This is a genomic window from Neobacillus terrae (genome assembly GCF_011393025.1).
GTDB lineage: Bacteria > Bacillota > Bacilli > Bacillales > Cytobacillaceae > Neobacillus_A > Neobacillus_A terrae.
The window spans coordinates 105818-124999 of sequence record NZ_JAAOEO010000011.1 but is presented as its reverse complement, the minus strand read 5'-3'; the positions used below and the strand labels follow the sequence as shown (position 1 = coordinate 124999).

Genomic DNA, 19182 nt, shown 5'->3' with positions numbered 1-19182 from the left:
ACGATGAAAATCAAAAAAGAACGACTTGATGTTTTGCTTGTAGAAAGAGGCCTTGCTGAAACCCGTGAAAAGGCTAAGAGATCCATAATGGCCGGACTTGTGTACACAAAGGAGGAACGCCTCGACAAACCGGGCGAAAAGGTAAATGCGGATATTCCGCTTACTGTGAAGGGAAATGTACTTCCCTATGTAAGCAGGGGCGGTTTAAAGCTTGAAAAGGCTTTAAAGGTGTTTGATGTTGATGTTAAAGATAAGGTGCTGCTGGATATTGGTGCTTCTACCGGCGGTTTTACTGATTGTGCTCTTCAAAACGGGGCGAAAATGTCATATGCCCTTGATGTAGGGTATAATCAGCTTGCCTGGAAGCTCAGGCAGGATGATCGCGTTGTAGTTATGGAACGGACTAATTTCCGATATGTCACTCCTGCAGACCTTTCAGGCGAAATGCCGAACTTTGCTTCAATTGATGTTTCTTTTATTTCTTTGTCATTGATTCTCCCTGTACTTAAAACATTGCTTGTTGTTGGAAGTGACATTGTTGCTTTAGTTAAGCCCCAGTTCGAAGCAGGCAGGGAACAGGTAGGGAAAAAAGGCATTGTCCGTGATCCAAAGGTCCACTTGGAAGTATTAAAAAAGATGATTGATTTCTCCTTAAACCAAGATTATAAAGTCAAAAACCTTTCTTTTTCTCCGATTACTGGTGGAGACGGCAATATCGAATTTCTACTTCATTTAAGATGGGATGGAGAAGGAAAGGGAGAGAACCAGTTAACTTTTGACCCTTCAGCTATTGTAGAAGAGGCACATAGCGAATTAAAACAGAAAGCTAAAACAGATAAAGATACCGGCACCGAAGAGGATCCTCAATTGTCTGCAGAATAAAAGGCTGGCCATATTGGCCGGTCTTTTTTCTGCCTGAAAAGTACCTTTTTGGGAATGTCGCGACTGTTCTATTTTGGATAAGCTAAGTTATAACCTGGTACTCCGTGAAGTGGTGAGATTTTTAAAAACAACAGTAAAAGTTAAGAGGGCCAAAATAATAAATGTACATATTCGACAAAATCGGCTAACATATGTTTAGGAACATAAAATTTTACAAACGATTACAAATAACATAGATGTTTTGAAAGTTTATCGGGGTGATAAATGGATGAATAAAGGTCAGCGCCATATTAAAATAAGAGAAATTATCGCCAGCAACGATATAGAAACTCAAGACGAATTAGTGGATGAACTTAAGAGTGCTGGATTTAATGTAACTCAGGCAACGGTTTCACGTGATATTAAAGAGCTCCACTTAGTAAAGGTTCCTCTAACAGACGGAAGATACAAGTACAGTCTGCCTGCCGATCAGAGATTTAACCCGCTTCAGAAGCTAAAAAGATCTTTAATGGACGCCTTTGTAAGAATTGACTCTGCGGGGCATTTGCTGGTGATGAAAACATTACCAGGAAATGCAATGGCCATTGGCGCTTTAATTGATAATTTGGTGTGGGATGAAATACTTGGAACCATTTGCGGAGATGATACACTGTTGATTATTTGCCGTTCAACAGAAGATACGGAAGTAATTACAAACCGTTTCCTTGAAATGCTTTAATTGGGGGAATGCCTTTTGTTAAGTGAATTATCCATAAAAAACTTTGCCATTATTGAAGCATTAACAATATCGTTCGAAAAAGGGCTTACTGTTCTAACTGGAGAAACAGGTGCAGGAAAATCAATTATTATTGATGCTGTTAATCAGCTTGTTGGCAGCCGCGGATCAGCCGAGTTTGTGAGGCACGGAGAGGACAAGGCCGAAATAGAGGGTCTTTTTCAGCTGGATAATGATAACCATCCCTGCTTTGAAAAAGCTCTGGAATTTGGTATTGAAATCGAAGATGGTATGGTTGTTTTACGCAGAGATATTTCTCGCTCCGGTAAAAGTGTCTGCCGGATAAACGGTAAATTGGTCACCATTTCTACATTAAGGGAATTTGGGAGTTCGTTAATTGATATCCACGGACAGCATGAACATCAGGAATTAATGGACGAGACTAAGCATTTATTACTGCTTGACCAGTTTGGCGGTACAGAGATTATTTCTGCCCTTTCTGAATATGAGAGCATATACCGCAAATATGAACAAACGGTGAGCAGAATAAAGCAATTAAGTGAGAATGAGCAGCAAACTGCCCACCGCCTTGATTTAATCCGCTTTCAGCATGAAGAAATTCAAAATGCTCAGCTTAAGCTTAATGAAGACGATGAACTGTTTGAAGAAAGAAGAAAATTGAGCAATTTTGAGCGGATCTTTGAATCTGTCCAGTCAGGATATAATGCACTGACAGGTGAACAGCAAGGTCTTGATTGGATAAGCCTTGTAATGGGCCATCTTGAAGATGCTGCTGCTATTGATCCAGCCTACAAAGAGCTTTCTGAATCTGTTTCCAGCAGTTTTTATGCTTTGGAGGATGCCGCCCATTCTCTGCGGAATGAGCTTGATTTACTTGAGTACGATCCGCAAAGGCTTGATGAAATAGAAACTAGGCTCAACGAAATGAACCAGCTTAAACGAAAGTATGGGAAAACTATTCCCGAAATCCTTGAATATGCAGCGAAGATTGAAGAGGAACTTGAAACTCTTCAAAATAAGGAGACCCATATTGGACAGCTGGAAAAAGAACTTGCTTCTTTAAGAAAAGATCTTTCAATCGAAGCCAGAAATTTATCGGGCATTCGCAAAAAATGGGCAGAAAAACTAACAAAGCTAATCCATAAGGAATTAAAGGATTTGTATATGGCAAAAACGGTATTTGAAATCCGATTTGAATCGGAGGACAGAAAATTTTTGCCAAACGGTTCTGACATTGTGGAGTTTTATATTTCAACCAATCCAGGTGAACCTTTAAAGCCTCTTTCTAAAATTGCTTCAGGAGGAGAACTTTCAAGGATTATGCTAGCCTTAAAAAGTATTTTTTCCAAGCACCAGGGTGTTACATCCATTATTTTTGACGAGGTAGATACTGGTGTTAGTGGAAGAGTTGCACAGGCCATTGCCGAAAAGATTTTTAAAGTTGCAATAAATTCCCAGGTATTATGCATTTCTCACTTGCCTCAAGTAGCTGCTATGGCAGATACACATTTATATATTTCCAAGCTCACAAAGGCAGGAAGGACCAAAACATCTGTAACTGCCTTAAATCAGCAAGAAAAGATTAGCGAAATTGGCAGGATGATTTCTGGTGTTGAAATAACCGATTTGACGAAGCAACATGCAAAGGAATTATTGCAAATAGCTGAAGAAATTAAGAAATCATGAAAAGCTATCCATTCTGGGTAGCTTTTTTATGTTCATAGATGTTATAAATGCTTCCCAAGCAGGCAAAATTAAAGATGTAGCCATTTGTATTGCGGAATAGAAGCGAGGAGAGTGAAAAGATTGAAATTAGATTTACTAAGAAAAATCATTGGTGGAATTCTCCTTGTTTCATTATTGGCATTTGTTCATTTTCAGCCATTTCATGACTATTTTAATACACCCCAAAAAATAACTATTTTTGAAGGGCAAAAAATTTCCTTTCATAAGGCTGCTCCGGTTACAGCCTCTTTGAAAGACAATACTTCAGGTATTTTGCTTTCCCAGGGAGACAATTCAGTTACATTAGATGCAAAACGTACAGGCGAACATGAGCTGGTAATGGATATTGCCGGTTTTCCAGTTAAAAAAGTAGATGTTAACGTTTTAAAGGATTTTAAAGTAATACCTGGCGGCGAGTCAATTGGCGTCAAACTAAATACTGTTGGAGTTCTAGTCGTTGGCCACCATCAAGTTATGACGAATGATGGTAAAAAGTCACCCGGTGAAATAGCCGGTATAAAAGTTGGGGATATCATAACAGAAATTAACGGCACAAAAATTGAAAAAATGGAAGATGTAGCACCTTTTGTGCAAAGTGCAGGCAAAAGCGGCAAAGCACTAAATGTTATGATTAGCCGAGAAAGTGGAAAATTTGCAACGAAACTTACTCCTTTAAAAGAAAAAGGAGACGATATATATAAGCTGGGTCTTTATATAAGAGATTCTGCTGCTGGCATAGGCACCATGACTTTTTATCATCCACAATCTAAAAAATATGGTGCTTTAGGCCACGTTATTTCTGATATGGATACAAAGAAACCAATTGTTGTAGAAGACGGTCAAATCGTTAGATCAACTGTAACATCGATTGAAAAAGGAAGTAACGGAAATCCAGGTGAAAAACTCGCACACTTTTCAGATGACCATCAAATCATCGGCAATATCCAGCGCAACAGCCCATTTGGAATCTTTGGCAAATTAAATCAAACCATGAAAAATGGGATTATGGACAAACCGCTTCCAATTTCTCTTTCCCACCAAGTAAAAGAAGGACCAGCTCAAATTTTAACAGTAGTTGACAATGACCAAGTCGAACTATTCGATATTGAAATTGTCAGCACGATTCCTCAAAAGTTCCCTGCAACAAAGGGGATGGTTATCAAGGTAACGGATCCAAAGCTGTTAAAAAAGACAGGCGGTATCGTGCAGGGGATGAGCGGAAGCCCGATTATTCAAAATGGGAGACTTATTGGTGCAGTAACACATGTATTTGTAAATGATCCTACTTCGGGTTATGCAGTTCATATCGAATGGATGCTAAACGAAGCAGGCATCGATATTTATGAAAAAAATAAAGCAAGCTAAATATTAGGTTATTTATAGGCGTTTTTAACGCCTATTTTTTTGGGTTCCTTTCTTTACTGAAAATAGTTAAAGGTAAGTTTATTAAGAAAGAAACGATTAAATAAAAAATGCCAATTATCTTTAATTTCAAAGGTAAATAAAGGATAAAAAGGTGAAATTTGATTGAAGCAGGCGCGAGACTCCTCGGAAATCCTCAATTATGCTTACGCAAAATTTCGTGCGATGTAAATTCCTGGATGATTTCCTTGTGCTATCGCATTTCCTTCGTCGTGGGCGATTTCAAGTGTGCCATTCAATGTCCTGCGGGAAAAGCGTCCAAGGGAGCGGTAATCAACAGACAAGATTAACAAAGCCTTTTCTAAATAGGAACAAGCGCCCGTTAAGAGGATAAGCTTAGTCTATAGGACAAATTATGTTTTGAAGCAGTAAAAGAAAAATCAACAATGAGCTTTAACAGACACCGAAGAAAAAAAATTAGCACAAATGAATGAAATAACAGAAAGCCTGATGAAGCATTAACTGGTTAATAAAAAAGTTTTTTCGACAATTATCATTCAAAAATTTAGAAAACGGCGAATTAAGTCGAATACAGAAGAAAAATCAAGATTTCATTGGATTTTTATTACTTTTTAACAAATTTTAAAAATTTGAAAGGATTTTATGTTGCATTGTCGAATTTCTCATTTAGAATAAAGATAAAGAAATGACAGATTAGAGATCATTATTGGACCTTGAGGAGGAAAAGCATTGAAGAAAATTAAAGTTTGTATCGTGGATGATAACCGCGAGCTTGTTGGATTATTAGAGGACTACATTTCGTCCCAGGAAGATATGGAAGTTGCAGGTATTGCTCATAATGGTCAGGATTGTCTTGAAATGCTGGAAAGTGCAGAACCGGACGTACTTATCTTAGACATAATTATGCCGCATCTTGACGGCCTTGCTGTTCTGGAAAGACTTCGGGAAGAAAGAAGAAGCTCACTTCCAAATGTGATTATGCTGACTGCCTTCGGCCAGGAGGATGTTACTAAAAAAGCGGTTGAGCTTGGCGCTTCTTATTTTGTCCTTAAACCATTTGATATGGAAAACCTCGGCAGTCAAATTCGTCAGGTTAGCGGAAAAAACAGCTCCATTTCTAGAAAATCTCCTGGTACAAACTATCGTCCTCAATCGGAACAAAAGCCAAAAAATCTTGATGCAAGTATTACAAGCATTATCCATGAAATTGGAGTACCTGCGCATATTAAGGGATACTTATATTTGCGTGAAGCCATTTCTATGGTTTATAACGACATCGAGCTTTTGGGTTCAATAACAAAGGTCTTGTATCCTGATATTGCTAAAAAGTATAATACTACAGCAAGCCGGGTTGAAAGGGCCATCCGCCATGCAATAGAAGTGGCCTGGAGCCGCGGTAATATTGACTCTATCTCTTCGCTTTTTGGATATACCGTCAGCATGACAAAAGCAAAGCCTACCAACTCGGAGTTTATTGCTATGGTTGCCGATAAGCTGCGCCTGGAACATAAGGCTTCTTGAAAGAGTTAGGATAATTTAAGCGTACTTATATGTAAATCCTATATAGTTCAGAAGGCTTTCTCCTTGTAACTAATCAGAATTTATATATGTAAATTCTAAACGTACGACGGACGGGGATGTCATAGTTAAACGAAAAGGTACAGGACTGGAAATTTACGTCAGTTTTGCAACATAAGTAGAAAAAGCATAGCTTTTTCGAGGATGAGCCGTTTTGAGCGTGATATGCGCAACACTGCTCTGTCTCGCTAAAGGCTCGGATATCGCCTAGTTTTCTAAAAAAGAAAGAGCATATTTCGTCCTGAAATATGCTCTTTGGGTTTATTAACATTAATATCTCCAGCCGCCGCCTCTGCCATTATTTTGAGGTCCTTGGTGTCCTTGATTGCCACTGTCGGAACCTGGATTAATTTCCTCATAATTGCATGAAGATTCATGCCTAGGGGGTTCTTGGATGTGAACCTGCTGGTTTTGAAGAACTTTTAAGGTTAATTCAATTACCATTTTTTCTTCAATTTCCGTGAAGGTTCCTTCTTCAAACGGAGCACAGATTTCGCCATCATGGCTCCATACATGGCCCATTTCTCTGTTTAGAGCTTCATCCATTTCAATAAACTTGCTGGAAAGCAGTTCACAGAAAGGAAGCTCGTTAAAGACTTCGCCGCTGATTTGATTGAATTCTGTAAAGTCTCCTGAAAGCAGGTGTTCTTTAGAAGAGAATCCAGTAGGAAGCGGGCTGGATTTAAAATATTTAAATTCTGATGTTTTAGGTCCCATTTTGAATGCTGGCTGGCTAATAAAGTCAATTTGTGTAACAACATGGAATGGAACATCCACTGTTAAAGATTTAATGGTAGAGGATACATGATCTTTTCCGCCCTTGTTTGGAGTAGCGTATTGAATATTTTTGCGGACAAAGCCTTTTAGAAATAATTTATTTGTAGGAAGTAACAATCTGCATTGAACCAATTTCAGGCTTTTCTTGATCACTTTGATTTCTAGAACAGGCTCTGGAAAAGTAATAGTAGAATCTAAATCAATTTGTACAGTAACTTCCCCAAGTACGACTGGAACTTTTATAAATGGAAAAGCATTGACTACTTCTGGTGTAACATTTACATTCGCTGCCTCCTGTTGAACAGAGGATTTTACAACCTTCTTATCGTTATGTCCAAAAAATGACATTTCATTTTCCCCTTTCGCTTGTTTTTCCATTTCAGCATATGCCGGCAAAAGGTTCTGGTATGGACACATTCACCGGGTAAAATCCCCAATTCAAGAAAAATACCCGATTTTTTTCCTGAAAGCTACAAAGAAACCATTTGATTCTGGAATATTGAATATTCCATTTCACAATTTATATCCAAAATAAGATAAGCCGCTTTCTGAATGATGGCTGTTTCCTGCGAAGTCAGTAATTTTGTGGTTTCTATGATGAGTTCTGGCGAATGGTGATGATAAATAGTTTGTTCAAAATGAACTTGATTGTCTTGCGGAAGATTATAATATACTGTTTCATCGTTTATTGGCATTACTGGTGGGGACAAAAAAGTAATTCCAAAGGTTTTTTTCCAGGGAAGGGAGATGCTTTGCTGGTGGACAAGAGAATCACCTGTTTTTGTATATGTAATTTGACCTGTAAAGGTACCTGTAATCCATAGCCGGCTGGCTAGAAGGTTTATATTGTAATTGGAAAGTCCTGTCTTCCATTTAAGATTACTTATTTCATTTACCTTCGAGCTCATTTTTATTTTTTTGCTAATTTGAAACTCGAGCTTGGAATGAGCAATTTCAATATTCGCTTTTATTCTACGGGCGGTAGAAATTTGCCCGGATTCTTCATTTGATTCAGTACTTTGACTAGAGTAAGGGTTATGTCCTTTGAAATGTCCCAATTTGACTCCCTCCCAATCCAGCCATTTATTTTAAAATATGATATAACAACCTTGTCTAAAACTTTTATGAAAATAAAATGATTGTTTCCCTGCAATTTATAATAAGAACATAAAAAACGCAGTCGTTTGTGACTGCGTGAGGAGCGTTTCAAATTTACTCTTTTTCCTTCTTATCCAGTTCTAGCATCTTTTGCATAAGAATATGTTGTGGCATATGCATAAGCTGTTCAATAGGGATCTTTAACTGTTCGGAAAGTTTAATCGCTGTTTCAGCGGATATAGGTAATGGTCTCATTTCAATCCTCCGATTTTAAAAGTTAGGAAGTGTTCATATGACTCAAATTTTCGCTCACAGAGGCTACTCTGCCCTTAATCCGGAGAATACCATGCTTTCATTTCTAGAGGCAGGTAAAACGGGCTGTGAAGGCATTGAGCTGGATGTCCAGCTGACAAAAGATGGTGAAGTCGTTGTCATCCATGATGAAAAGGTAGACAGAACTACAAGCGGCAGCGGTTTTGTAAAAGATTTTACATATAAAGAGCTTCGTACTTTGAATGCGAATAAAACTGGTCTAAAGAAAGAGCCGATTCCTTCGCTTATTGAAGTTCTGGAGTGGATGAGAACAAATAAACTAATTTGTAATATCGAATTAAAAAATAGTATTTTGCCTTACGATGGAATGGAAGAAAAAGTGATTGGTCTGATTCGTGAATATGGCTTATCCAGCCGAATCATCATTTCTTCTTTCAATCATTATAGCATCGTCCATTGTTATAGGCATGCACCAGAAATTGAAACGGCCCCGCTTTATTCGGAGGGGCTGTATATGCCCTGGATTTATGCTCAGTCAATAAGGGCAGGAGGAATTCACCCAAAACACATAGCGGCGACAGATGAAATCGTCCGTCTATCCCAACAGCATGGAATTGCAGTAAGGCCCTATACAGTAAATAAAGAATCTGATATGCAAAGGCTCTTCAAAGCAGGCTGTTCAGCTATAATAACCGATGATCCTGTAAAAGCTTTAAGAATAAGGAAACAATATGAAAAGAGACCATAAATGGTCTCTTTAATTTTGGCTCTTTTCTAAGAGAATGTTGCTATTTTTACTTTTATAAACAACAACGAAGTTTACGAGAAGAGCCTTAATTTTTGTTTTGAAACCTTGTCTGTACTTTGTTTCGTTTCCTGTCACGATGCAAAATAAAACCACCAACAAACCATAAACCGACTATAAATAAAACGAGGCCGGATAAAAATTGGAGCGGAAGTGACGTGATTGGAGCCATTAGTCTTCCAAAAATCATATCTCTCATTAATTTAATCCCAAAAGCGGCTAAAAAACCTGGGATAAGCATTATTATTAATGCGATTATTCGCTGCATGGTGATCCTCTCCCAAAAATATTCCTTCCCAAAATCATATTATATTACTCAAATTTGTCAAGCTGCTCAAATATTTATAAAATAAATATGAAAGAACTTGCAGATCGAATTTTATAAAGTATGAAATAAATTTCTCATTACCACTATTTTTACCTAAAAAACTCAGAAGGGGTGTGAGACATGCAAAATGTAATGATTATTGGGGCTGGAAAAGGCGGAACAGCCATATTAACCATATTAAAAGATACTGATGTTCTGAATGTAGTTGCTGTTATTGACCGAAATGAGGACGCGGCTGGTATATTGCTTGCTCAGAGTCTTGGAATCAGAACAGGAATTGATTGGCATATTTTCATGAATGACCCGATTGATATTATTATTGAAGTAACGGGAGACCACAAAGTTTTTCAGGAACTGATGAAGGTCCGTAAAAAGGATACAGTCGTAATACCGGGCAGTGTGGCCTACTTAATGGCTAAGCTAATAGAAGAAAAGGAAGAACTAATTGATAAACATCGAAATGAATCTTATCAGCAGGATTTGATTTTCAATTCCATCGATGATGGTATGGTCGTTATTGATAAAAAGGGCATTACCATTCTGTTTAACCGCAGAGCACAGGAAATGATGGCGATCCGTAAAGAGGATGCGATCGGGAAATACATAAGAGAAATTATTCCGCAAAGCCGCCTTCCCCATGTACTTGAGACAAGAAAGGCTGAAGCTAATCAGGAAATGCTTCTTAATGATGGGTTGAAAATTATTACAACCCGTATTCCAATTATCGATGAAAAAAATAATTTGATCGGAGCTTTTGCTGTTTTCAAAGATATTACTGAAGTTGTTAATCTTGCTGAAGAAATTACAAACCTTAAAGAAATTCAGACCATGCTGCAGGCGATTATCCAATCTAGCGATGATGCCATATCGGTAGTAGATGAAGAAGGAAAAGGTATTCTCATAAATCCAGCCTATACACGAATTACTGGACTGTCACAGGAACAAGTTATCGGAATGCCTGCGACTGCTGATATTTCAGAGGGGGAAAGTATGCATATGAAGGTCCTCCAAACAAGAAGGGCTGTCAGAGGTACCGCCATGCGTGTTGGGCCTGCGAAAAAAGAAGTTGTTGTCAACGTTGCTCCTATTATTGTTGAAGGAAAATTAAAGGGCAGTGTAGGTGTTATCCATGACATGTCGGAAATGAAATCGCTCAGCAGGGAATTAAGCAGAGCAAGACAAATTATTCGGACATTAGAGGCTAAATATACTTTTGAAGATATTATTGGTACCTCGGAAGAAATGAAGCTGGCCATTGACCAGGCTAAGCTGGGAGCCAAAACACCCGCTACTGTACTTCTTCGAGGGGAATCGGGGACTGGTAAGGAACTATTTGCCCATGCCATCCATAATGCAAGTGATCGGAAATACAATAAATTTATCCGCGTGAATTGTGCTGCAATATCTGAATCACTCCTTGAAAGTGAATTGTTTGGCTATGAAGAAGGAGCTTTTTCCGGTGCTAAAAGAGGCGGGAAAAGAGGTTTGTTTGAAGAAGCAAACAATGGAAGTATTTTTCTTGATGAAATTGGAGAGATCTCACTCAGTACACAGGCAAAGTTGTTAAGGGTTCTACAGGAAAATGAAATTACGAGAGTCGGAGGTACTAAAGCACTTACGATTAATGTAAGGGTCATTGCTGCGACTAATGTTAATCTTGAAAAAGGAATGGCAAGCGGTACATTCAGGGAAGATTTATACTATCGGCTTAACAGAATGCCAATCCATATTCCTCCTTTAAGAAAACGAAGAGAAGAAATTCCTTTGCTCTGCGATAAATTAATTCATAAAATCAATCAGGACTATGGCCGAAATGTAGAATATGTTACAGAAGGGGCGCTATCTCAGTTAAAGGAATATGATTGGCCTGGAAATGTAAGAGAACTTGAAAATATTCTCGGAAGGGCCATTATTTTTATGGGTTATCATGAAGTGGCTATAGACGTAAAGTACCTTCCAGAGCTTAAAAGTAGGTTAAAAAACGAACAAGCTGATTTTAAAAACACTTTAACAGGACAAAACCAAGTGCCCTTAGGTGAGTTACTAGAAGAGTATGAGAGAAAAATAATCCGTGAAAAACTTGAGCAAATGAACGGAAATAAAACTTCTACGGCAAGAGTATTAGGACTGTCAGTGAGAAATTTATATTACAAACTGCAGAAATACGAGATGGATTGAAAAAAATAGCATGCAAAAAAATTCACACCATGAAACAAATTGCAGAGTACTTTGCAGGAAAATAAAGCGCTTTCATCATTTTTTTACTTGGCACGAATCTTGCATTAATAAAATTGGATGCATCAGTTTTGAAAAAGGGGTTGAACAGGATTTGCAGCTCAAAACATTTATTGACAGAGCAACCCAACTTAATACCAAAACCGTAGCGGTAGCGGCAGCTGAAGATGAAGAAGTAATCGAAGCTGTGGCCCATGCTCTCGATTCTAATCTGGCCCGTTTTATCTTATTTGGAAACAGGGAGAAAATCCTTGCCCTAATTAAAGAAAAATACCCGAAAGGGGAAGAAGACAGCCGGATTAAGATTATACATGAAGACACAAATAATGCTGCTGCAGAGGAAGCTGTAAAATCCGTTAAAAACAGTGAAGCACATGTTTTAATGAAGGGTAATATACCGACCTCCATGCTTTTAAAAGCAGTATTAAACAAAGACTATGGATTGAGAACTGGAAACATCATTTCACATGTAGCTGTATTTGAAATTCCTGGTTATGACAAGCTGACACTTATTACAGATTCAGGGATGAATATTGCTCCCGACCTGGAGCAGAAAGCACAGATTATCAAAAATGCCGTTTCGATAGCTAGGTCTATTGGAATTGAGAATCCAAGAGTGGCGCCACTTGCTGCCGTGGAGGTTGTAAATCCAGCTATGCAGGCAACTCTTGATGCCGCTGCCCTAACTGTTATGAACATGAGGGGGCAAATAAACGGCTGTATAGTAGAAGGGCCGCTTGCCCTTGATAATGCCGTATCGGTTTTTGCGGCCGAGCACAAAGGCATTACGGGAAAAGTGGCGGGAAAAGCTGATATCCTGCTAGTACCAACTATTGAAGTTGGAAATGCACTATATAAATCACTCGTTTATTTTGCAAATGCAAAAGTGGGCGGAGTAATCGCCGGAGCCAAGGCGCCAATTGTACTAACATCAAGATCAGATACAGCAGAAAGCAAGCTATACTCACTTGCTTTGGCATTATGCTCTGTTTCAAACTAGTTTTTTCTAATTTGGGGAGGAATCATAAATGGAAATTTTTAAGTACCTAGAGAAATACGATTACGAACAAGTAGTATTCTGTCAGGATAAATCATCAGGCTTAAAAGCTATTATTGCTATCCATGATACAACATTGGGACCAGCACTGGGCGGAACACGTATGTGGACTTATGAATCAGAAGAGGCAGCTATCGAGGATGCACTTCGCCTTGCAAAAGGGATGACATATAAAAATGCGGCAGCTGGTTTAAACCTTGGTGGAGGTAAAACCGTTATTATTGGCGACCCTCGCAAAGATAAGAACGAGGAAATGTTCAGGGCTTTCGGCCGCTACATTCAAGGCTTGAATGGCCGGTATATCACAGCTGAAGATGTAGGAACAACAGTAGCAGATATGGATTTAATTCATGAGGAAACTGATTATGTAACTGGTATCTCACCTGCATTTGGGTCTTCAGGAAATCCTTCTCCTGTAACAGCCTATGGAGTATATCGCGGTATGAAAGCAGCGGCAAAAGAAGCTTTCGGAACAGATTCTCTTGAAGGAAAAGTGGTCGCAGTTCAGGGTGTGGGAAATGTAGCCTTTAACCTGTGCCGACATCTCCATGAAGAAGGAGCGCAGTTGATTGTAACAGACATAAATAAAGAAGCCGTTCAGCGTGCAGTCGAAGAGTTCGGGGCAAAAGCTGTTGAACCTAATGAAATTTATGGTGTTGAATGTGATATATATGCACCATGTGCACTGGGTGCGGTAATTAATGACCAAACAATTCCGCAAATTAAAGCAAAAGTTATTGCCGGAGCAGCAAACAATCAGCTGAAGGACACTCAACATGGTGATATCATCCATGAAATGGGGATTGTCTATGCACCTGACTATGTAATTAATGCCGGCGGTGTAATTAACGTAGCGGATGAGCTTTATGGCTATAATCGTGACCGTGCAATGAAAAAGGTTGAGCAGGTATATGCGAACGTTGAAAAAGTAATTGAAATTGCTAAACGTGACGGTATTCCTACCTATGTTGCAGCCGACCGCATGGTAGAAGAAAGAATTGAAAGAATGCGTAATTCCCGAAGCCAGTTTTTACAAAACGGCCATCACATCCTAAGCCGCAGACCTAAATAAAAAGCGGAGGAATATAAAGGAGCGGCTTTAAAAGGGGAAAGCTGTTCCAAATAAAAGGCCAATTTTTCTAATAAAAGAGCGCTGAATTAAGGTTCAGCGCCCTTTGCTTTAGAAAAACAGGTGGATAGGGTGGATTTTGAGCAGCCATTAAGGCTCTCTTTTACCGGAAAAGCAGTAAGGGGAAATCCTGCTTTACGGAGTTAAAATGAAACCTTCGGGAGGTTTAGACTTTGCAAGAAAACGACTATCGAATTCTTGTCATCAATCCTGGATCAACCTCAACAAAGATCGGGGTCTTCGATAATGAAATATCTATATTGGAGAAAACCATTCGCCACGAAGCAGATGAGGTTAAACACTTTGAAAATATTATTGAACAATATGATTTTAGGAAAAACATGATTTTGGAAACACTTGATAGTGATGGAATCAATATTTCAAAGCTCAGTGCGGTTTGCAGCAGAGGCGGTTTGTTAAGACCAATTGAAGGCGGTACATATGCTGTTAATCAGGCTATGCTTGAAGATCTGCGGGCTGGGTTTTCCGGCGAGCACGCTTCCAATCTTGGGGGAATTATTGCTAATGAAATTGCTTCTGGGCTAAACATACCCTCCTTTATTGTAGATCCTGTTGTGGTAGATGAACTTGATCCGATAGCACGGATTTCTGGCTTTTCTTTGATAGAAAGGAAAAGCATCTTCCACGCTCTAAACCAAAAAGCAGTCGCAAGAAGAGTTTCAAAGGAACTAGGGGCGAGATACCAGGAACTGAATCTGATTGTAACTCATATGGGTGGAGGCATTACCGTGGGGGTCCACAAAAAAGGAAGGGTTATTGAGGTGAATAACGGCCTGCATGGAGATGGCCCATTCAGCCCTGAACGCTCAGGCACTGTCCCTGCCGGAGACCTAGTCGCACTTTGTTATTCCGGAGAGTATTTCCGTGAAGAAATCATGAAAAAACTTGTTGGTCAGGGCGGTCTCGTCGGTTATCTGGGAACAAATGATGCGATAAGAGTAGAAAAAATGATTGAAAATGGAGATGAAAAGGCAAAGCTGGTATATGAAGCAATGGCCTATCAGGTTGCCAAAGGGATAGGAGCAGCAAGTGCAGTGCTTTCAGGAAAAGTGGATGCCATTATTTTAACTGGAGGACTTGCGTACGGAAAAGGTTTTGTAAGGCAGATTTCGGACAGAGTGAACTGGATTGCAGATGTCATTGTTCATCCGGGTGAAAATGAACTCCAGGCTTTGGCCGAAGGGGCATTGCGTATATTAAAAGGTGAAGAGGAAGTAAAGGAATATCCTAATACGATTAAAACTCAAAATGTAAGGTGATGAGGAGGAGTCTTTGTGGCCCAGGAATATGATTTAGTCATAGTAGGCGGAGGAACAGGCGGATATGTTGCTGCAATCCGTGCATCCCAGCTTGGTTTAAAAACTGCTATTGTAGAAAAAGGCAAGCTGGGCGGAACTTGCCTTCATAAAGGATGCATTCCCAGCAAAGCACTTTTAAGAAGTGCAGAAGTATTTGCTACAGCAAAAAAAAGTGAAGAATACGGAGTTGTAACAGGCGAAGTATCGTATAATTTTGTAAAAATCCAAGAAAGAAAAAATAAAATTATTGACCAGCTGCATAAAGGTGTCAAGCATTTGATGAAGCAGGGAAAAATAGATGTTTTTGAGGGTACAGGACGCATTTTAGGCCCTTCTATCTTTTCTCCAATGCCAGGTACCATTTCAGTGGAAATGAACAGTGGCGAGGAAAATGAAATGCTACTTCCTAAAAATGTAATAGTGGCTACCGGATCACGTCCTCGTTCATTGCCAGGTCTTGAGATAGATGGGGAACTGGTCATTACTTCGGACGAGGCCCTTTCTATGGAATCCCTGCCAGAATCAATAATTATTGTTGGTGGAGGAGTCATTGGAATCGAATGGGCCTCCATGCTGTCTGATTTTGGAGTTGAAGTAACGGTGATTGAATATGCAGATAGAATTATTCCAACAGAAGATAAAGAGATTTCAAAGGAAATGCAAAGACTTATGAAGAAAAAAGGCATCAAAATTGTAACAAGCGCCAAGGTATTGCCTGAAACACTATCAAAAGAAAATGGTGTATCCATTTCGGCAGAAGTAAAAGGCGAAGCAAAGGAGTTTAAGGGAGAAAAAATCCTCGTCTCTGTTGGACGTCAGGCTAATGTTGAAGGAATTGGCATAGAAAATACCGAAATTCAGGTTGAGAGAGGATTCATCCAGACAAATGAATTTTTTCAGACAAAAGAATCACATATATATGCAATCGGAGATGTCATTGGAGGGCTTCAATTAGCTCATGTTGCCTCACATGAAGGAATCATTGCAGTTGAACATATTGCCGGAGAAGATACTCATACACTAGATTATAATCTAGTATCAAAATGTATCTATAGCAATCCGGAAGTGGCCCAGGTTGGACTTACAGAAGATCAGGCGAAAGAACAGGGCTTTAATATAAAAACTGGGAAGTTTTCTTTCCGGGCAATAGGTAAAGCACTTGTTTTTGGCGAGTCTGACGGTTTTGTGAAAATTGTTGCAGATAAAGATACTGATGATATTTTAGGGGTGCATATGATCGGTCCACATGTTACAGATATGATTTCTGAAGCTGGTCTTGCAATGGTTTTGGATGCAACACCTTGGGAAGTGGCGAATACCATTCATCCACATCCGACATTGTCAGAAGCAATCGGAGAAGCTGCCTTGGCAGTAGATGGCAAAGCGATCCATTCTTAAATTTGTTACGAACAAATGGGAGGTTTATTGAATGACTGAAAATCGTCATCATGCACTTGATTTAAGTGATGAAAAAGTTTTGGAAATGTATGAAACAATGCTTATGGCACGCCGTATTGACGAACGCATGTGGCTTTTAAACCGTGCGGGGAAGATTCCTTTTGTTATTTCCTGCCAGGGTCAGGAAGCGGCACAAATTGGAGCAGCTTTTGCTCTTAACAAGGAAAAGGATTACGTCCTTCCATATTATCGGGATATGGGAGTTGTATTAACTTTTGGAATGACTCCAAGAGAATTGATGCTTTCCGGTTTTGCGAAAGCGGAGGACCCAAACTCTGGAAGCCGCCAAATGCCTGGGCACTTTGGGCAAAAGAAAAACCGTATTGTAACAGGTTCCTCGCCTGTAACAACTCAGGTTCCGCATGCAGTTGGAATTGCACTTGCAGGTAAAATGGAGGGAAAAGAACTTGTAACCTTTGTTACGTTTGGTGAAGGCTCTTCGAACCAGGGAGATTTCCATGAAGGCGCAAACTTTGCCGGCGTGCATAAATTGCCTGTTATCTTTATGTGTGAAAATAACAAATATGCTATCTCTGTTCCAATTGAAAAGCAATTGGCTTGCGAAAAGGTTTCTGACAGGGCGATCGGTTATGGCATGCCTGGATATACTGTGGATGGCAATGATCCTCTTGAGGTGTACAAAGTAGTAAAAGAAGCTGCGGACCGTGCACGAAGCGGAAAGGGCCCTACACTAGTGGAAACTGTTTCTTACCGCCTGACACCGCACTCTTCAGATGATGATGACCGCAGCTACCGTGCACCAGATGAAGTCGCAAAAGCTAAAACGCTGGACCCAATTATCACCTTTGGAGCTTACCTGAAAGAAACAGGTGTCATGAGCGATGATCAGGAAAAAGAAATCAATGACCGTGTTATGAAGATTGTTAATGAAGCAACCGACTATGCCGAAAACGCACCATATTCACCTGGTGAAGATGCGTTGAAGTATGTGTACGCGGAAAAGTAAGGGGGACCTAAGATGGCTGTAATGTCTTATATAGATGCTGTAACAATGGCAATTCGTGAGGAAATGGAAAGAGATCAAAAAGTATTCGTACTTGGTGAAGACGTAGGATTAAAAGGCGGGGTATTTAAAGCCACACAAGGCTTATACGAACAATTTGGAGAAGAACGAGTGATTGATACACCGCTTGCTGAGTCCGCAATAGCTGGTGTAGGTATCGGAGCCGCCATGTATGGATTGCGCCCAATTGCTGAGATGCAGTTTGCTGATTTTATTATGCCAGCGGTAAATCAGATTATTTCTGAAGCAGCAAGGATTCGCTATCGTTCTAATAATGACTGGAACTGTCCAATCGTTATCCGTGCTCCATATGGCGGTGGTGTACATGGTGCCCTTTATCACTCCCAGTCTGTTGAAGCTGTATTTGCCAATCAGCCTGGATTAAAAATTGTGATGCCTTCAACTCCATATGATGTAAAAGGTTTGTTAAAGGCCGCGATCCGTGATGAAGACCCTGTTTTATTTTTCGAGCATAAACGGGCATACCGCCTAATCAAGGGAGAAGTTCCTGCTGATGATTATGTCCTGCCTATTGGCAAAGCTGATGTAAAACGCCAGGGTGAGGATATTACTGTAATCACATATGGTCTTTGCGTCCATTTTGCCCTTCAAGCTGCCGAGAAGCTTGCTAAGGACGGTATTTCTGCACATATCCTTGATTTAAGAACTGTGTATCCTCTTGATAAAGAAGCAATTATGGAAGCTGCCTCCAAGACAGGGAAAGTTCTGCTTGTAACGGAAGACAACAAGGAAGGCAGTATTATAAGTGAGGTATCCGCTATTATCGCTGAGAATTGTCTGTTTGACCTTGATGCACCGATTCTGCGTCTTGCAGGTCCGGATGTCCCAGCAATGCCTTACTCTCCAACAATGGAAAAATTCTTTATGGTGAATCCCGACAAAGTAGAAAAAGCAATGCGCGAACTAGCAGAGTACTAAGAAAGGCGAAAGCACCCGTTAAGCGCAGTATGGCTTATGAAGAAAGGCTAATACCGCCACGTCCTGTGGCAACGCCTTTCTGACCTGCATCGTGCAGGCCTCCGCTACGACTGAGATAAAGGAAAATGAAAAGCGTAAGCGCCTTGTACAGGGGCGACAAGGTTGTTCTGTAACCTTCCGACGGATTGACTTATGACCTCGAGCCCCTAGGCGCTGAAGCTAGACAACACGAAGAGTGAAACGATTCGTTGTTGACTTATCGTAGGAAGAAGAGGGAAGGACAATAGGCGCAGGGTGCTGCAGCCAGACAATGAGAAAGGTGAAAGCACCCGTTGAGCGCCGTATGGCCTATGAAGAAAGGCTAATACCGCCACGTCCTGTGGCAACGCCTTTCTGACCTGCATCGTGCAGGCCTCCGCTACGACTGAGATAAAGG

Annotated in this window: 17 protein-coding genes; 13 read left to right on the top strand and 4 right to left on the bottom strand. The window is 40.0% G+C overall.

Features of this window, described 5'->3' with window-relative positions:
• Nucleotides 1-3: 3 nt before the first annotated feature.
• The 5 genes from G8761_RS16570 (at nucleotide 4) to spo0A (ending at nucleotide 6247) form a co-directional block, all read left to right on the top strand.
• Nucleotides 4-882 carry a TlyA family RNA methyltransferase gene (locus tag G8761_RS16570; protein ID WP_166028648.1) on the top strand — a complete coding sequence of 293 codons (879 nt, stop codon included), beginning with the start codon at nucleotides 4-6 and terminating at the stop codon, nucleotides 880-882.
• A gap of 268 nt (nucleotides 883-1150) precedes the next feature.
• On the top strand, nucleotides 1151-1600 hold the full coding sequence (gene ahrC, locus G8761_RS16565; RefSeq protein WP_166028646.1) for a transcriptional regulator AhrC/ArgR: 450 nt from the start codon (nucleotides 1151-1153) through the stop codon (nucleotides 1598-1600).
• 15 nt (nucleotides 1601-1615) lie between these two features.
• Nucleotides 1616-3304, top strand: coding sequence for a DNA repair protein RecN (recN, locus tag G8761_RS16560; RefSeq protein WP_166028644.1), 1689 nt, complete (start codon nucleotides 1616-1618; stop codon nucleotides 3302-3304).
• 120 nt (nucleotides 3305-3424) lie between these two features.
• Nucleotides 3425-4708 (top strand): SpoIVB peptidase, encoded by a 1284-nt coding sequence (gene spoIVB, locus G8761_RS16555; protein WP_166028641.1) that lies wholly within the window; start codon nucleotides 3425-3427, stop codon nucleotides 4706-4708.
• 747 nt (nucleotides 4709-5455) lie between these two features.
• Nucleotides 5456-6247: a sporulation transcription factor Spo0A gene (spo0A, locus tag G8761_RS16550; RefSeq protein WP_166028639.1), complete on the top strand. Its 792-nt coding sequence runs from the start codon at nucleotides 5456-5458 to the stop codon at nucleotides 6245-6247.
• A 327-nt stretch (nucleotides 6248-6574) separates the two neighbouring features.
• Here spo0A and G8761_RS16545 read toward each other — a convergent pair whose 3' ends face one another.
• From G8761_RS16545 to G8761_RS16535, 3 genes are all read right to left on the bottom strand, one after another.
• Nucleotides 6575-7429, bottom strand: coding sequence for a CsxC family protein (locus G8761_RS16545; protein ID WP_207789245.1), 855 nt, complete (start codon nucleotides 7427-7429; stop codon nucleotides 6575-6577).
• 122 nt (nucleotides 7430-7551) lie between these two features.
• Nucleotides 7552-8139 (bottom strand): hypothetical protein, encoded by a 588-nt coding sequence (locus G8761_RS16540; RefSeq protein WP_166028637.1) that lies wholly within the window; start codon nucleotides 8137-8139, stop codon nucleotides 7552-7554.
• A 154-nt stretch (nucleotides 8140-8293) separates the two neighbouring features.
• Nucleotides 8294-8434, bottom strand: coding sequence for a YycC family protein (locus G8761_RS16535; RefSeq protein WP_166028635.1), 141 nt, complete (start codon nucleotides 8432-8434; stop codon nucleotides 8294-8296).
• Nucleotides 8435-8471: 37 nt separating this feature from the next.
• On the opposite strand from G8761_RS16535, the gene G8761_RS16530 reads away from it, so the two are divergent.
• Nucleotides 8472-9200 carry a glycerophosphodiester phosphodiesterase gene (locus tag G8761_RS16530; protein WP_166028633.1) on the top strand — a complete coding sequence of 243 codons (729 nt, stop codon included), beginning with the start codon at nucleotides 8472-8474 and terminating at the stop codon, nucleotides 9198-9200.
• 85 nt (nucleotides 9201-9285) lie between these two features.
• On the opposite strand, the gene G8761_RS16525 is transcribed toward G8761_RS16530, so the two are convergent.
• Complete coding sequence (locus tag G8761_RS16525; protein ID WP_166028631.1) at nucleotides 9286-9525, bottom strand: DUF2627 domain-containing protein; 240 nt, start codon at nucleotides 9523-9525, stop codon at nucleotides 9286-9288.
• 180 nt (nucleotides 9526-9705) lie between these two features.
• Between G8761_RS16525 and G8761_RS16520 the strand changes: the two genes are divergently transcribed.
• The 7 genes from G8761_RS16520 (at nucleotide 9706) to G8761_RS16490 (ending at nucleotide 18746) form a co-directional block, all read left to right on the top strand.
• Entirely contained in the window at nucleotides 9706-11763 is a 2058-nt protein-coding gene (locus G8761_RS16520; protein ID WP_166028629.1) for a sigma-54 interaction domain-containing protein, read from the top strand.
• Nucleotides 11764-11914: 151 nt separating this feature from the next.
• Nucleotides 11915-12820 (top strand): phosphate butyryltransferase, encoded by a 906-nt coding sequence (gene yqiS, locus G8761_RS16515; RefSeq protein WP_166028627.1) that lies wholly within the window; start codon nucleotides 11915-11917, stop codon nucleotides 12818-12820.
• Between the two features lie 28 nt (nucleotides 12821-12848).
• Complete coding sequence (gene bcd / locus G8761_RS16510) at nucleotides 12849-13949, top strand: branched-chain amino acid dehydrogenase (RefSeq protein ID WP_166028625.1); 1101 nt, start codon at nucleotides 12849-12851, stop codon at nucleotides 13947-13949.
• Nucleotides 13950-14179: 230 nt separating this feature from the next.
• Nucleotides 14180-15286, top strand: a complete 1107-nt coding sequence (buk, locus tag G8761_RS16505; RefSeq protein WP_166028623.1) for a butyrate kinase — start codon at nucleotides 14180-14182, stop codon at nucleotides 15284-15286.
• Nucleotides 15287-15301: 15 nt separating this feature from the next.
• Nucleotides 15302-16723 carry a dihydrolipoyl dehydrogenase gene (lpdA, locus tag G8761_RS16500; RefSeq protein ID WP_166028621.1) on the top strand — a complete coding sequence of 474 codons (1422 nt, stop codon included), beginning with the start codon at nucleotides 15302-15304 and terminating at the stop codon, nucleotides 16721-16723.
• Nucleotides 16724-16754: 31 nt separating this feature from the next.
• Nucleotides 16755-17750, top strand: coding sequence for a thiamine pyrophosphate-dependent dehydrogenase E1 component subunit alpha (locus tag G8761_RS16495; protein ID WP_166028619.1), 996 nt, complete (start codon nucleotides 16755-16757; stop codon nucleotides 17748-17750).
• 12 nt (nucleotides 17751-17762) lie between these two features.
• On the top strand, nucleotides 17763-18746 hold the full coding sequence (locus G8761_RS16490) for an alpha-ketoacid dehydrogenase subunit beta (protein WP_166028617.1): 984 nt from the start codon (nucleotides 17763-17765) through the stop codon (nucleotides 18744-18746).
• Nucleotides 18747-19182 lie beyond the last annotated feature (436 nt).

Coding starts and splice junctions, on each gene's coding strand:
- G8761_RS16570 (WP_166028648.1), top strand. CDS start 4: ATGAAAATCAAAAAAGAACGACTTGATGTTTTGCTTGTAGAAAGAGGC.
- bcd (WP_166028625.1), top strand. CDS start 12,849: ATGGAAATTTTTAAGTACCTAGAGAAATACGATTACGAACAAGTAGTA.
- G8761_RS16535 (WP_166028635.1), bottom strand. CDS start 8,434: ATGAGACCATTACCTATATCCGCTGAAACAGCGATTAAACTTTCCGAA.
- G8761_RS16490 (WP_166028617.1), top strand. CDS start 17,763: ATGGCTGTAATGTCTTATATAGATGCTGTAACAATGGCAATTCGTGAG.
- G8761_RS16525 (WP_166028631.1), bottom strand. CDS start 9,525: ATGCAGCGAATAATCGCATTAATAATAATGCTTATCCCAGGTTTTTTA.
- G8761_RS16520 (WP_166028629.1), top strand. CDS start 9,706: ATGCAAAATGTAATGATTATTGGGGCTGGAAAAGGCGGAACAGCCATA.
- G8761_RS16545 (WP_207789245.1), bottom strand. CDS start 7,429: ATGTCATTTTTTGGACATAACGATAAGAAGGTTGTAAAATCCTCTGTT.
- ahrC (WP_166028646.1), top strand. CDS start 1,151: ATGAATAAAGGTCAGCGCCATATTAAAATAAGAGAAATTATCGCCAGC.
- G8761_RS16495 (WP_166028619.1), top strand. CDS start 16,755: ATGACTGAAAATCGTCATCATGCACTTGATTTAAGTGATGAAAAAGTT.
- G8761_RS16530 (WP_166028633.1), top strand. CDS start 8,472: ATGACTCAAATTTTCGCTCACAGAGGCTACTCTGCCCTTAATCCGGAG.